Source organism: Bradyrhizobium sp. 138, assembly GCF_023074075.1.
In the GTDB taxonomy this organism is placed as follows: domain Bacteria; phylum Pseudomonadota; class Alphaproteobacteria; order Rhizobiales; family Xanthobacteraceae; genus Bradyrhizobium.
Genome location: NZ_JADPKT010000086.1, coordinates 73,992 through 87,912 on the forward strand (window position 1 = coordinate 73,992; position 13,921 = coordinate 87,912).

The 13,921-nt window shown below is 64.8% G+C and carries 15 protein-coding genes; 11 read left to right on the forward strand and 4 right to left on the reverse strand.

Annotation, left to right across the window (positions count from 1 at the left end; all coding sequences use genetic code 11):
* The first annotated feature begins 28 nt into the window (after positions 1–28).
* A complete protein-coding gene (locus IVA79_RS29950; RefSeq protein ID WP_247559877.1) occupies positions 29–1,138 on the forward strand; it encodes a DUF2336 domain-containing protein in 1,110 nt (369 codons plus the stop codon).
* Between the two features lie 116 nt (positions 1,139–1,254).
* Here IVA79_RS29950 and mtaB read toward each other — a convergent pair whose 3' ends face one another.
* Entirely contained in the window at positions 1,255–2,511 is a 1,257-nt protein-coding gene (gene mtaB / locus IVA79_RS29955; protein WP_247559879.1) for a tRNA (N(6)-L-threonylcarbamoyladenosine(37)-C(2))-methylthiotransferase MtaB, read from the reverse strand.
* Entirely contained in the window at positions 2,511–3,386 is an 876-nt protein-coding gene (dapF, locus tag IVA79_RS29960) for a diaminopimelate epimerase (RefSeq protein ID WP_247559882.1), read from the reverse strand. Before dapF ends, mtaB begins: the two co-directional genes overlap by 1 nt.
* Positions 3,387–3,599: 213 nt before the next feature.
* On the opposite strand from dapF, the gene IVA79_RS29965 reads away from it, so the two are divergent.
* Positions 3,600–4,379 (forward strand): GyrI-like domain-containing protein, encoded by a 780-nt coding sequence (locus IVA79_RS29965; protein ID WP_247559884.1) that lies wholly within the window; start codon positions 3,600–3,602, stop codon positions 4,377–4,379.
* Between the two features lie 5 nt (positions 4,380–4,384).
* Positions 4,385–5,101, forward strand: coding sequence for an SIMPL domain-containing protein (locus IVA79_RS29970; protein WP_247559969.1), 717 nt, complete (start codon positions 4,385–4,387; stop codon positions 5,099–5,101).
* Between the two features lie 36 nt (positions 5,102–5,137).
* On the opposite strand, the gene IVA79_RS29975 is transcribed toward IVA79_RS29970, so the two are convergent.
* Complete coding sequence (locus tag IVA79_RS29975; protein WP_247559886.1) at positions 5,138–6,202, reverse strand: MBL fold metallo-hydrolase; 1,065 nt, start codon at positions 6,200–6,202, stop codon at positions 5,138–5,140.
* A 329-nt stretch (positions 6,203–6,531) separates the two neighbouring features.
* Between IVA79_RS29975 and ffh the strand changes: the two genes are divergently transcribed.
* The 8 genes from ffh to IVA79_RS30015 all read left to right on the forward strand — a co-directional run bounded on the left by ffh (position 6,532) and on the right by IVA79_RS30015 (position 13,226).
* Positions 6,532–8,079, forward strand: a complete 1,548-nt coding sequence (ffh, locus tag IVA79_RS29980) for a signal recognition particle protein (protein ID WP_247559888.1) — start codon at positions 6,532–6,534, stop codon at positions 8,077–8,079.
* An 87-nt stretch (positions 8,080–8,166) separates the two neighbouring features.
* A complete protein-coding gene (gene rpsP, locus IVA79_RS29985; RefSeq protein ID WP_028150508.1) occupies positions 8,167–8,499 on the forward strand; it encodes a 30S ribosomal protein S16 in 333 nt (110 codons plus the stop codon).
* A gap of 9 nt (positions 8,500–8,508) precedes the next feature.
* Positions 8,509–9,033: a ribosome maturation factor RimM gene (gene rimM / locus IVA79_RS29990; protein ID WP_247559890.1), complete on the forward strand. Its 525-nt coding sequence runs from the start codon at positions 8,509–8,511 to the stop codon at positions 9,031–9,033.
* Between the two features lie 101 nt (positions 9,034–9,134).
* A complete protein-coding gene (locus IVA79_RS29995) occupies positions 9,135–9,770 on the forward strand; it encodes a DUF4304 domain-containing protein (protein WP_247559892.1) in 636 nt (211 codons plus the stop codon).
* 88 nt (positions 9,771–9,858) lie between these two features.
* Positions 9,859–10,614: a tRNA (guanosine(37)-N1)-methyltransferase TrmD gene (gene trmD, locus IVA79_RS30000; protein ID WP_247559895.1), complete on the forward strand. Its 756-nt coding sequence runs from the start codon at positions 9,859–9,861 to the stop codon at positions 10,612–10,614.
* A gap of 110 nt (positions 10,615–10,724) precedes the next feature.
* Positions 10,725–11,105, forward strand: coding sequence for a 50S ribosomal protein L19 (rplS, locus tag IVA79_RS30005; protein ID WP_247559897.1), 381 nt, complete (start codon positions 10,725–10,727; stop codon positions 11,103–11,105).
* Positions 11,106–11,514: 409 nt separating this feature from the next.
* Entirely contained in the window at positions 11,515–12,921 is a 1,407-nt protein-coding gene (gene leuC / locus IVA79_RS30010; protein ID WP_247559899.1) for a 3-isopropylmalate dehydratase large subunit, read from the forward strand.
* 95 nt (positions 12,922–13,016) lie between these two features.
* On the forward strand, positions 13,017–13,226 hold the full coding sequence (locus IVA79_RS30015) for a hypothetical protein (protein WP_247559901.1): 210 nt from the start codon (positions 13,017–13,019) through the stop codon (positions 13,224–13,226).
* Between the two features lie 54 nt (positions 13,227–13,280).
* On the opposite strand, the gene IVA79_RS30020 is transcribed toward IVA79_RS30015, so the two are convergent.
* Positions 13,281–13,829 carry a hypothetical protein gene (locus IVA79_RS30020; protein WP_247559903.1) on the reverse strand — a complete coding sequence of 183 codons (549 nt, stop codon included), beginning with the start codon at positions 13,827–13,829 and terminating at the stop codon, positions 13,281–13,283.
* Between the last annotated feature and the right edge of the window lie 92 nt (positions 13,830–13,921).

Sequence of the window (13,921 nt, forward strand, 5' to 3'; positions counted from 1 at the left end):
TGTAACCGCTCAGGACGAGCAACGCGTCATGTCCACGGCCGGGCTATCGATCATCGACGAGGTCGAATCCGCGATTCGCGCGGGCTCGCCGGAAAAGGGCCTGGCAACGGCCCGCCGCGTCACCGACCTGTTCCTCTCCTCCGCCGGCAGTTTCGACGACGAACAGATCGCGTTGTTCGATGAGGTGCTCGATCGCCTGATCGGCACCATCGAGCTGCGCGCGCTTGCCGACATGGGCGCACGCATCGCGCTCGCCGAGATCAGCGCGCAGCTGGCGCCGGTGGCTCAGGCGCCGCCCTCGGTGATCCGCCGCCTCGCCAGCAATGACGAGATCCGCATCGCCGGTCCCGTGCTGCAGGAATCCGCCCGCCTCGACGACGGCGAGCTGGTGAAGATCGCATCATCCAAAGGCGAGCCGCATCTGCTCGCGATCGCTGGTCGCTGGTGGCTGAAGGAGATCGTCACCGACGCGTTGCTGGCGCGCCGCTATCCCAGCGTCAGCCGCAGGCTCGCCGCCAATCCCGGCGCGCGCGTCTCCGGAAACGGATTCGCCGTGATGGTCGCCCAAGCCGAGTCGGATCCCGAGCTTGCCGTCAGCGTCGGCGTCCGCGTGGACCTGCCGTCGGAGCTCCGCCGCCGCTTGCTGCACTCGGCGACCGATGCCGTGCGCGCCCGCCTGCTATCGCGCGCGCCGCCGCATCTGTTCGAGGAAATCCAGAGCGCGATCGCGGCCATCGCCGTCGGCGTCGAGCGCGAGATGTCGAGCGTCCGCGATTTCGAAGGCGCCAAACGCGCGATTGCAATGCTCAAGGCAACCGGCCAGCTCAATGAGGCGACGTTGCTCGGCTTCGCCAAGCAGCGACGTTACGAGGAGACCGCCGCGGCCCTGGCAGCCATGTCCGGATCGACTGTCGAAGTCATTCGCCCGCTGATGCAGAGCCTGCGCGACGACGGCCTGCTGGTGCCGTGCAAGGCAGCGCAGCTCAGCTGGGACACGACCGTGTCCGTGCTCGAAAGCCGTTTTGCGACCGGCGCGATGAAGCCTGCGGATCTCGCGCGGGCGCAAGGCCACTATGCGCACATGACGCCGGAGAATGCGCGGCGGACGCTGCGATTCTGGCAGGTAAGGGCGTCGTAAACGGGCGGTCTAAGGCACGGCGCATCAACACTCTCAGTGTCGTCCCTGCCCCGTGCGCAATTGCGCACTAGGCGGGGACGACGTCGAGGATAGAGCGCCGCGCACTATTCGCAGCCTTATGATGTGGTGAGCCGCTCGCCATCGCTGCCGGCGATCCTGAGCGGCACGACGGTTCCCACTTGCCCGCCCGAAATCGCCACCGGCAGATAGTGCTCCGTGCGGCCCTGCCGGTCGCCCTCGATCAACACATCGCGCGTTGCGCCGATCTCGGCTTGCAGCCGCTTGCGCAGTGCTGCTTCGCCCGCCGCACGCAGCCGCTTGGCGCGTTGCTTGATCAGCGCCCCCGCAACCTGCGGCATCTTCGCAGCCGGCGTGCCGGGACGCGGCGAATAGGGGAAGACGTGCAGGAATGTCAGGCCGCATTGTTCGACGAGATCGAGCGAACGCGAGAACATTTCATCCGTCTCGGTCGGGAAGCCCGCGATGATGTCGGCGCCGAGGGCGATGTCCGGGCGCAGCCGGCGCACCTGGTCGCAGAATGCGATCGCATCCTGCCGCGAATGCCGCCGCTTCATGCGCTTCAGGATCATGTCGTCGCCTGACTGTAGCGACAGATGCAGATGCGGCATCAGCCGCGCATCATCAGCGATGGCATCGAGCAGGTCCGCATCCGCCTCGATCGAGTCGATCGACGAGATGCGCAGGCGCCGCAGCTCCGGCACGTGACGCAAGATCTGCTTCGTCAGCATGCCGAGCTTCGGCGCGCCGGGCAGGTCGGCGCCGTAGCTGGTGAGATCGACGCCGGTCAGCACGATCTCGGCATGGCCGCGTTCGACCAGCGTCCGCACCTGCTCGACCACCGCGCCCATCGGCACCGAACGCGAATTGCCGCGGCCAAACGGGATGATGCAGAAGGTGCAGCGATGGTCGCAGCCGTTCTGCACCTGCACGAACACGCGCGGCAGGCCGCTCGCATAGCCGTCGACGAGATGCGGCGCCATCTCCTTCACCGCCATGATGTCGCTGACGGCGATCTTCTCGCTGGCGCCGAGGTCGAAAGCGCTCCGCGTCTCCTGCCACGCAGACGCACGCATCTTGTCGTCATTGCCGACGACGCGATCGACCTCGGTCATATCGGCGAACATTGAGCTTTGCGTCTGCGCCGCGCAACCGGTGACGACGATGCGCGCACCGGGCCGTTCGCGCTTCAGCTTGCGGATCGACTGGCGCGCCTGCGCCACCGCCTCGTTGGTGACGGCGCAACTGTTGATGACGATGGTGTCGGAAAGACCCGCGCCCTCGGCCTCACGGCGGATCACCTCGGCCTCGAAGGCATTGAGGCGGCAGCCGAAGGTGACGATGTCGACGGCCATCAGGCGACCGGCGCGAACAGCGCCGGATCGAATCTGCCTTCATATTCGAAGGTCGCCGTGCCCGTCATCAGCACGTGGTCGTCGCGCTCGCGCCATTCGATGCCGAGCTTGCCGCCGGGCAGCGTGATCTCGACATTGCGCTCGGCCCGCTTCAGGCGGGCCGCCGCAACCGCCGTGGCGCAGGCCGCCGAGCCGCAGGCCTTGGTCAGGCCTGCACCACGCTCCCACGTTCGGATCGTGATGTGCTTGTCATCGACGATATGGGCGAGTGTGATATTGGCGCGCTCCGGGAAGATCGGATGGTTTTCGAGCAGCGGACCGAAACGCTCGAGATCGTAGGCGTCGACGTCGTCGACCCAGAAGATCGCGTGCGGATTGCCCATGCTCACCACGGAGGGCGAATGCAGGATCGGATTGTCGATCGGCCCGATCTGCAATTCGATGTAGCGGGTGTCGCGGAACTCTTCCGCCAGCGGGATATCCTGCCAGCCGAACTTGGGCGCACCCATGTCGACGGTGTAGAGATCCGGCGCGGGGCCCTGCCAGGCATTGAGCAGGCCCGCTTCCGTCTCGAACGTCGCGGTGGTCTGCCCGTTCTTCTCGAAAATGCGCCGCACCACACAGCGCATGCCGTTGCCGCAGGCACCGGCCTCCGAGCCGTCATTGTTGTAGATGCGGATGAAGGCTTCGGTGCCGTCGAGCCGCGGCTTCTGCAGCACCATGAGCTGGTCGTAGGCCACGCCGCCGTTCGCGGACGCCACCGCGCGCGCATCGTCCGGCGTCACCTTTGCGGTGGAATCGCGCATGTCGACAACGACGATCTCGTTGCCGATGCCGTTCATCTTGGCAAATGCGTGGTTGGCCAGCGCGCTCATGAAAATTCCCGAATTTCGCCCGTCTTATATGGCGATCCTTGCCGGCTTGGCCAGTGTTTTGCCACCAGTCGCCAGAGGTCTGCCATGACGCATCTGTCATGGGACGAATTTGGCGCTCGCGTGTTAGAACGGCGCGTTCGCGCGAGCCGGGGGCGCGGCCGGGCGCAAAGACGGTTTTAGGCCTTGTTTGGTTAAGGCCTTGGGGAGAATAAAATGTTCAGGTTTCGTCGTCTCGCTCTGGCCGCGCTGATCCCGGCAGCGGCCTTGTCGTTTGGCCTGCCTGAGGTTCTGGCGCAAACCCCGAGCCCGGCACCGGCCGCCTCGGCAAGTCCCTCGCCGGCCCCGTCGGCTTCCCCCTCCCCGGCCGCCAGTGCCTCGCCTGCGCCTGCGGCAACGCCCTCACCGGCGCCATCGCCTGCGGCCAGCGCTTCGCCGACCCCGACAACGTCGCCCTCTCCCGCAGCCAGCGCCTCACCCAGCCCGGCGACACCGCCACCCGCTGCGGCCACAACACCTGCTCCGGTGCAGACCGCCGATCCGTTCGGCCTGGAGACCACGCTCGAATCCAGGAAGGTCGTGATGGTCAAGGGCACTGCCAATTGGGACTCGGCCTTCGACACGCTGGTCGACGCCTTCAAGGCGCTGAACGCGCTGCTGGACAAGCAGGGCATCAAGCACGCCGGCAATTCGATGATCGTCTACACCTCGACCGACGACACCGGCTTCACCTTTCTCGCCGAGATCCCGGTCGACCAGGATCCCAAGAGCTTGCCCAAGGACATGAGCATCGGCAAATCGCCAGAGGGCAAGGCGCTGAAATTCGTCCATCGTGGTTCCTACGACAACATGGACAACACCTACGAGGCGATCACCAATCATCTCGACGACAAGAGACTGGAAGCCAAGGACACCTTCATCGAAGAATATCTCACCGATCCCCTGAAGACCGCTGAGGACAAGCTCGTGATCAACGTTTTCGTGCCGCTGAAGTGAGAATGATGAAAAAGCCTACCGTATTTGTTACTTCCCTTGCCGCCGTTCTCGCGGCCACGCTGCCGGCAGCGCCTGCGCTCGCCGATGATTTCCCGTCCGCCATTTCGGTGAGCGGCGAGGCCAATATTTCCGTGGCGCCGGATCTCGCGCAGATCGATGCCGGCGTTGCCAGTGACGCCAAAACGGCAAAGGAAGCCTCCGACGCCAACAATGCCGCGATGGGCAAGGTGCTGCTGGCGCTGAAGGGCGCCGGCCTTGCCGAGAAGGACTATCAGACCTCGCGCTTGTCGCTGCAGCCGCAATATGGCCAGAACAAATCCACCGGCGCATCCCCGGTGGTCGGCTTCCGCGCCTCCAACCGTGTCACCGTGAAGATTCGCGACGTGACCAAGGTCGCCGGTATCATCGACACGCTGGTCGCCGCCGGCGCCAACGACATCGGCAATATCTCGTTCGAGGTGACGCAGGCGTCAAAGCTGCTCGACGATGCCCGCGAGCAGGCGGTGGCCGATGCACGGCGTAAGGCCGAAGTTTACGCCAAGGCCACCGGTGTCACGCTGGGCGCGCCGCTCAGCATCTCCGAGGGCGGCACCCCGATGCCGCTGTTCCAGGCGCGGATGGCGAAGGCGCCGATGGCGGCGCCTGCTGCGGTCGCACCAGGCGAGGAGACGCTGTCGGTGACGGTGAATGTGAGCTGGGCGATCAAGGCGAAAGAGCAATAAGTCTCGCCACGAGTTGTATGTGGGGCGAGAGCGAAGCTAGATCTCCACAACCTGCCCTGGCTGCATCGCCACGAACCGCTCCTGCGAAATTTTCGCCGCATCGAGCGCCTCGACCAGCGCCTTCGCCGGCGCGTCGATCGCTTCGTCCGTGAGCTGGAACGTGCCGTGGTGATGCCCGAGCGCGGCTTGCGCGCCGCAATCCGCCAGCGCCTTTACGGCATCCTCCGGATTCATGTGCTGATCGCGCATGAACCAGCGCGGCTCGTAGGCACCGATGGGAAGGATCGCCAGACGCAGCGGTCCGTGCTTCTCGGCGACGCGACGAAAATGCGTGCCGTCGCCATAGCCGGAATCGCAGACGACGTAGATTTTCCCCGCAGGCGTCTCCAGCACGAAGCTCGCCCACAGCGCCTTGTTGCGATCGAACATGCCGCGCGCGGTCCAGTGCCGGGTCGGCACCAGATGCACGGCGATGCCGCCGCCGAGCTCGACGCGGTCGTGCCAGTCGAAGGCTTCCACCTTGATGGTGGGATCCCAGCTGCGCATCGTGACGTCGTTGCCGAGCGGGGTGACCACGCGCGGGGCGAAATTCTTGGTGAGCCGCGACAGCGTCGCAATGTCCAGGTGATCGTAATGGCCGTGCGAGACCAGCACGACATCGATCTTCGGCAGCTTCTCGAACGCGATGCCGGGATCGTTGTGCCGCTTCGGCCCCGCCCAGGCGACCGGCGAGACCCGCATCGACCAGACGGGATCGACCAGAATGTTGAGGCCGCCGGTCTGGATCAGCCAACTGGCGTGGCCGACGAAGGAGAGCCGCACGTTGTCGCCGTCGACCCGCGCCGGCGGGGTATCGACATGGGGGCTGGGAGTCCAGTCGGGCCATTCGGCGCGCTTCCGCCTGCCGCCGAGCTGCCAGCGCAGCACCTCGCGCAGCGACTTTGGCGGCGCACCATCCGGATCGAAGAAGGTCAGGCCGTCGAAATGATCGGAGACCGGGCCGTCATAGGTTTTCATGCGAGAGATCCAAAGGGAGGGCACGCCGACCAGCGCGCCGGCTCCGGCAAGCAGTCCGAACAGGCGACGGCGGGTGATCGGCACGGGCGGCTTCAGCGATGGTGATGGAGGCGGGTCATTCTCTTTAATATGGGCGGTCCCGCAGGAAAAGGAACCGGGCGCCAAAACGGCCCTGTTTTCAGGGTCTTGCCTTGGCGAAGGCATCCCGACGCCCTAACTTTCCTTGACTTTTGGGCGTGGGCGGCGTTTAACCCCGCCACTTTCTCGGAAAGGCTTTCTTTTCGACCCGCCGACCGGCCTTAGGACCGGAGGTCAACGCCCGACAGCGCTGTGCGCCCTCGGGCGCAAAGGTGTTTGGACTTTCTTCTCCCTCGCCCCGCTCTTGCGGGGAGAGGTAAAACAGGACAACGGCATTGTTCGACAATCTGTCGGAACGGCTTGGTGGCATTCTCGATCGTCTGACGGGGCGCGGGGCGCTGACCGAAAAGGACGTCGACGCCGCGATGCGCGAGGTGCGACGCGCGCTGCTGGAGGCCGACGTCGCGCTCGAAGTCGTGCGCAGCTTCACCGAACGCGTCCGCGAGCAGGCGATCGGCGCCACCGTCGTCAAGTCGGTCACCCCCGGCCAGATGGTGGTCAAGATCGTCCATGACGAGCTGATCAACACGCTCGGTGCCGAAAGCCAGACCATCGACGTCAATTCCGTGCCGCCGGTGCCGATCATGATGGTCGGTCTGCAAGGCTCTGGTAAGACCACCACCACCGCAAAGCTCGCCCGCCGGCTGGTCCAGCGCGACAAGCGCAAGGTGCTGATGGCCTCGCTCGACGTCTATCGCCCGGCGGCGATGGAGCAGCTGGCCGTGCTCGGCCGCGATCTCGACATTCCGACCTTGCCCATCGTGGCGGGACAGCAGCCGCCGCAGATTGCGAAGCGCGCACTGGAGGCCGGCAAGCTCGGCGGCTACGACATCGTGCTGCTCGACACCGCCGGCCGCACCACGCTCGACGAAGAGATGATGGCGGAGGCAGCCGCGATCAAAGCTGCCGCCAATCCGCACGAAGTGCTGCTGGTCGCCGACAGCCTCACCGGCCAGGACGCGGTGAACCTTGCGCGCTCGTTCGACCAGCGCGTCGGCCTCACCGGCATCGTGTTGACTCGTGTGGACGGCGACGGCCGCGGCGGCGCCGCGCTGTCGATGCGCGCGGTGACCGGCAAGCCGATCAAGCTGATCGGCACCGGTGAAAAGACCGACGCGCTGGAAGATTTCCATCCTGATCGTATCGCCGGCCGCATCCTCGGCATGGGCGACGTGGTCTCGCTGGTCGAACGTGCCGCCGCCAACATCGACGCCGAGAAGGCCGCGCGCACCGCCGAGCGCATGCGCAAGGGTCAGTTCGACCTCAACGACATGCGCGAGCAGCTGTCGCAGATGGCCAATATGGGCGGCATCAGCGGGCTGATGGGCATGATGCCCGGCATCTCCAAGATGAAGAACCAGATCGCGGCGGCCGGCATCGACGACAAGATCTTGAAGCGCCAGGTCGCGATCATCGATTCCATGACGCGCGACGAACGCCGTCACCCCGACCTGCTCAAGGCCAGCCGCAAGAAGCGTATCGCAGCCGGCAGCGGCCAGAGCGTCGAGCAGGTCAACAAGCTGCTTAAGATGCACCGGAACATGGCCGACGTGATGAAGGCGATGGGCTCGGGCAAGCGCGGTCCGCTCGCCGGCATCGCACAGGCCATGGGTTTCGGCGGCGGCATGAAGATGCCTTCGCCCGACGAGATGAAGGCGATGCAGGAGAAGATGCAGGCCGGCGGTGGACAAGGTCTGCCCAGCCTGCCGAAGGATCTGCCACCCGGTCTTCGCTCGGGCCTGCCGAATTTGCCGGGGCTTACGGGCCTCAGCGGCAAGCCGACCCTTCCGGGGCTCGGCGGTTTCCCCGGCAAGAAGAAATGAGGAATTCGTCGCGTCGGGAGCGTAGGCATCTCGCGCGGCGCGAAAATACCAATCAACCGAACAAACTGTACTTTGAAGGAGAACTAGATGTCCGTCGTCATCCGCCTCGCCCGCGCAGGCACCAAGAAGCGCCCCGTCTATCACGTCGTCGTTGCCGATTCGCGCTTTCCGCGCGACGGCCGCTTCATCGAGCGTCTCGGTTATTTCAACCCGCTGCTGCCGAAGGACAACGAGGCGCGCCTCAAGCTCGACATGGACAAGGTGAAGGCCTGGGTCGCCAAGGGCGCGCAGCCGTCGGACCGCGTGGCCCGTTTCCTCGACGCTGCCGGCGTCAAGAAGCGCGAAGCCCGCAACAACCCGCAGAAGGCCGTGCCGCGCAAGGAGCGCAAGGCGCAGGCCGAAGCGGCCGCCAAGGGCTAAGGCTAGACCATGTCGGCGCTGGTCTGCGTCGCGCGGATCGGCGCCGCGCATGGTGTGCGCGGTGCGGTCAAACTGTGGACCTTCACCGAAGATCCCTTTGCCGTCAGGCGCTACGGTGCGCTGCTGTCCAAGGATGGCAAGCGCCAGTTCGAGGTTGCAACGGCGCGCGAGGCCAAAGATCATCTGGTCGCGACGTTCAAGGGCGTCACCACCCGCGATGAGGCCGAGCGCCTCAACGGCATCGAGCTCTACGTCGCGCGCGAAAAACTGCCCGCGACGGATGAGGACGAATATTACCACACCGATCTGATCGGGCTCGCCGCCGTCACCACGGACGGCGATGCGCTCGGCCGCGTGCTCGCGATCCATAATTTTGGCGCCGGGGACATCATCGAGATCGCCCCGCTCAAGGGTGCGACGCTGCTGCTGCCGTTCTCGAATGCGGTGGTGCCGGAAGTCGATATTGCCGGCGGCCGCGTGGTGATCGCGCTGCCGGAGGAGATCGAGGGCGACGACGAGAAGTCATCGTCATAACTTCTGGCCTGAGTTCATGCGCAGAGGTCGCGCGTGAAATGCGCAGGAGATTCCTGGGCGCGCCGGCCAGCGGAACTGAGAGCAAAGGTTCGGAGAGACATGTGAACGGACCGACGCCTCGCCTCGAATCTTCAATCAAAAATCACCTGAGTCCAATGCTCAAGAGCGATGGATTCGTCGGCTCCGGCCGCACTTTTCGTCGTGTCTCGGAAGATCTTATCCACGTCGTTCAGGTTCAAGGATCGCGGTTCGGCGGCGAGTTCGCCGTAAACCTCGGCATCCAGCCTCGGTCGATTCCGGATATCGCTGGCAATTCACCCGATCCAACGAAAATCCGAGAAGAGCTCTGCGAGTTTCGGCGAAGGCTGTCCGAAGCAAAAAGCGATCAATGGTGGGAACACGAAGGGTCAATTGAGAGCATGGACGCGGCCGTTCGGGCGGCGGCATTGGTCTACGCGACAATTGGTCGAAATCTATTCTCCGAGGTGTCTGGACCAGAATCTCCGTTGCAGAAGGTCACGCCTGCACAATTCGAGGCCGGCCAGTATAGCTTTTCGGGCTTCGGCTCCACGAAGGTTCGAATGGCGCGCTCATTGGCGCTCATGCGGCAATCGATTGGCAATCTGGCTGACGCCAACGCCTTCGCCCGGATTGCGCTGGCGAGTCTAGCAAATGCGTCCGCGCTACGTACGGAACTGGAAGAATTGTGTAGAGCAACGGAATCGAAGCAGACGTAACGAGACGCCGCGGCTGTGAAGATTGCCACTTGAATGCGGCCCCATGCCGGGTCTCGACCTGGCGCGCACGATGCCCTAACCAGCGATCATGACCCACCCCTCACCCTGGCGCGCGACGGTGCTGACGCTCTTCCCCGAGATGTTTCCGGGACCGCTCGGCGTGAGCCTCGCCGGCCGGGCGCTCGCCTCGGGCCTCTGGGAGATCGAAGCGCGGGACATCCGGGCTTCCGCCACCGACCGCCACCGCAGCGTTGACGACACCCCGGCCGGCGGCGGTCCGGGCATGGTGCTTCGAGCGGATGTTTTGGCGGCTGCGATCGATGCTGCCGAAATCGGCCCGGAGCGGCCTCGCCTGCTGATGAGCCCGCGTGGTCGGCCATTGACCCAGGCCCGGGTTAGGGAGTTCGCCCGGGGCCCCGGCCCCCTGATCGTTTGCGGGCGGTTCGAGGGGATCGACCAGCGGGTGATCGACGGGCGGGGCCTGGAGGAGGTCTCGATCGGCGATTACGTGCTGTCTGGGGGCGAAATCGCCGCGATGGCGCTGATCGACGCCTGTGTCAGGCTCCTGCCGGGGGTGATGGGCAAGGAGGCCTCGGGAACCGAGGAAAGTTTTTCGGACGGCTTGCTCGAGTACCCCCAATACACCCGTCCGCAGCTGTTCGAGGGGACTCCGATCCCTGAGATCCTGACCTCCGGCGACCACGCCAAGGTCGCCAGCTGGCGGCGGGCGCAATCCGAGGCCCTGACGGCGGCCCGGCGGCCCGATTTGTGGGCCCAGATCCCACCCAAGCCGGCGAATCGACCCGGTCGCCAAAAAACGCCAAAAAACAAGACAGACGGGTGACAAACGCTCCGGCTTGCCTTATAGCAGCGGCCAAATCCGCAATGGCTGGATAGACGAATTTTGCGCAGCCCCCCGTTTCCAGGGCTGGGCGCGCCGATGGAGATTTACCCATGAACCTGATCAAGCAGCTCGAGCAAGAGCAATTCGACAAGCTGTCCGCCGGCAAGGACATTCCGGAATTCGGTCCCGGCGACACCGTGATCGTCAACGTGAAGGTCGTCGAAGGCGACCGCACTCGCGTGCAGGCCTATGAGGGCGTCTGCATCGGCCGTTCCGGCGGTGGCCTCAACGAGAGCTTCACCGTGCGCAAGATCTCCTACGGCGAGGGCGTGGAGCGCGTGTTCCCGGTGATGTCGCCGATGATCGACTCGATCAAAGTGGTGCGCCGCGGCAAGGTGCGTCGCGCCAAGCTTTATTACCTGCGTCAACTGCGCGGCAAGTCGGCCCGTATCGTCGAGAAGCAGGACCGCCAAGCGGCCGTCGGCGAGTAAGCTTCGCCCACCAGGCAAGTTTTCGAAAGCGCGGGGCTCGGCTCCGCGCTTTTTTGTTGCGCGCCACTGTCATTGCGAGGAGCCCTTGCGACGAAGCAATCCAGACTGTCTCCGCGGATGCATTTCTGGATTGCTTCGCTGCGCTCGCAATGACGAGCCGAAACTCTCGCGCTTTTGCCGCTGCATGCTATATAGCTTCTAGAATGTTTCCAGATCGGACCAGCCTCGTCCCCGTCAAGCGCATCGTCATCGACGATCGCTCGCGGCTGCCTGGCCGGTTCTTCGGACGCTTCGCGACCTCGGCAACGTCAGAGCTTAGCCGCGCAGCCTAACAGCTGCGCTGACGATTTTGTTGCCCGCGCGCTCTGCCGCGCTCATCGCTGACACACATTCTTCGGAGCTCAAGCTCATGTCCAAGCCGACCACCCTGTACGACAAGATCTGGAACGACCATCTGGTGCACGAAGCCGAGGACGGCACCTGCCTGCTCTACATCGATCGCCACCTGGTGCATGAGGTGACCTCACCGCAGGCGTTCGAAGGCCTGCGCGTCACGGGACGCAAGGTCCACGCGCCCGAGAAGACGCTCGCCGTCGTCGACCACAACGTGCCGACCACCGATCGCACCAAGCCGAATCCCGATCCTGAAAGCATCGAGCAGATCAAGGCACTGGCCGAGAACGCCAAGGAATTCGGCATCGAATATTACAACGAGTTCGACAAGCGCCAGGGCGTCGTCCACGTCATCGGCCCCGAGCAGGGTTTTACGCTGCCCGGCACCACCATCGTCTGCGGTGACAGCCACACCTCGACGCATGGTGCGTTCGGCGCGCTCGCACACGGCATCGGAACCTCCGAGGTCGAGCATGTGCTGGCGACACAGACGCTGATCCAGAAGAAGGCCAAGAACATGCGCGTCACCGTCGACGGCAAATTGCCCGACGGCGTGACCGGCAAGGATATTATTCTGGCCATCATCGGCGAGATCGGCACCGCGGGCGGCACCGGCTACGTGCTGGAATATGCTGGCGACGCGATCAGCGCGCTCAGCATGGAAGGCCGCATGACGGTCTGCAACATGTCGATCGAAGGCGGCGCCCGCGCCGGTCTCGTCGCGCCCGATCAGAAGGCGTTCGACTTCCTGCGCGGCCGCCCGAAGGCGCCGAAGGGCGCGGACTGGGATGCGGCCATGCGCTACTGGGAGAAGCTGCGCTCCGACGACGGCGCGCATTTCGACAACGAGCTGCGCCTCGATGCGGCCAAGCTGCCGCCGATCGTGACCTGGGGCACGAGCCCGGAGGACGTCATCTCGGTGACCGGCATCGTGCCCGACCCCGACAAGATCGCGGACGAGGCCAAGCGTCTCTCCAAGCATCGCGCCCTGAAATACATGGGCCTGACCGCGGGAACGAAGATCACCGACATCAAGGTCGACCGCATCTTCATCGGCTCCTGCACCAACGGCCGCATCGAGGACCTGCGCGCGGCGGCAAAGATTGCTGAAGGCAAGCACGTCTCGGCCCACGTCAACGCCATGGTCGTGCCGGGCTCCGGCATCGTGAAGGAGCAGGCCGAGGCCGAGGGTCTCGACAAGATCTTCATCAAGGCCGGCTTCGAATGGCGCGAGCCGGGCTGCTCGATGTGCCTTGCCATGAACCCGGACAAGCTGAAGCCGGAAGAGCGCTGCGCCTCGACCTCGAACCGCAATTTCGAGGGTCGCCAGGGTTTCAAGGGCCGCACCCATCTGGTGTCGCCGGCAATGGCGGCAGCGGCTGCGATCGCCGGTCACTTCGTCGACGTCAGGGACTGGCGCTAAGCCGCTTCCTGCAATTGTAGCGATCGCGGCAAACCGCCGTTAATGCGCATCGCCGACATTGCGCCCTCGCGAGGATTTCGCGAGGACGCGGGGCCATGGCCAACAAGCCGGAATATGTCGACCTGATCAGCGAGGCCACGCGCCAGCATCGCCGGCGCGCGCCGCGCTTGCGCATTGTCGCCAAGCCGGAGCTGGCGGAAACCTCGAAGCTCAGCCGCTGGCCGGCGGCGATGTTCAGGCAGTGGAAGCTCGAGAACCTGATGCGGTGGAAGTCCGCGTCGTGGAAGCGGAAGGATTGGCTTTAGGTCACCGGATGAACAAAGGGCGCCGCTAAGGCGCCCTTTCCGCTTCGATCGTCCTTACCAATACCGGTAGGGATAGTGCCAGCGGCAGACGCGGCGCGGGCCGTAATAGGTCCAGATGATCCGGCAGCGGCGCGGATAGTGGTAATAGGGGTAATAGCCGCCGACATAATAGCGTCGGTGGAAGTGGCGATGGCCGTAGTGGGGCCGATAGATCCCGTAGCGATGAAATCCGCCATAGCGGTGAACGCCACCATAGCGATAGCCACCGCCATGGAAGGCCGGCGCGGCGCGGAAGCCGCCGATATGGCCACCGCGAAATCCGCCGCCGCGGAAACCGCCGATATGTCCTCCGCCGCCATGGAAGCCGCCACCGCGGAAGCCTCCGCCGCCGTGAAAATGTCCGCCACCATGTCCACCACCGCCGTGGCGAACCTGCGTGACGAGGTCGTCGGCCGCAGCCTTGGTCGCGGGTGACGTCGCCGGATTGATCAAGGTCAGCGCTTCAGCGCGGCGCGCAGTGCCGGCCGACAGCATCAGCGTCGTGGCTGCCGCAATCCCGAGCAAGCGCATCGGGCTTGCCCTGAGACCCAAACTCCTCAGCATGGAATCCTCCCTGAATCCTAACAGCGGAGTTGCGATGCTCGTTCCCGGCCCGCGTCATCCCTGTTCATTGCGGTCGCTCCCGGGATTAAATT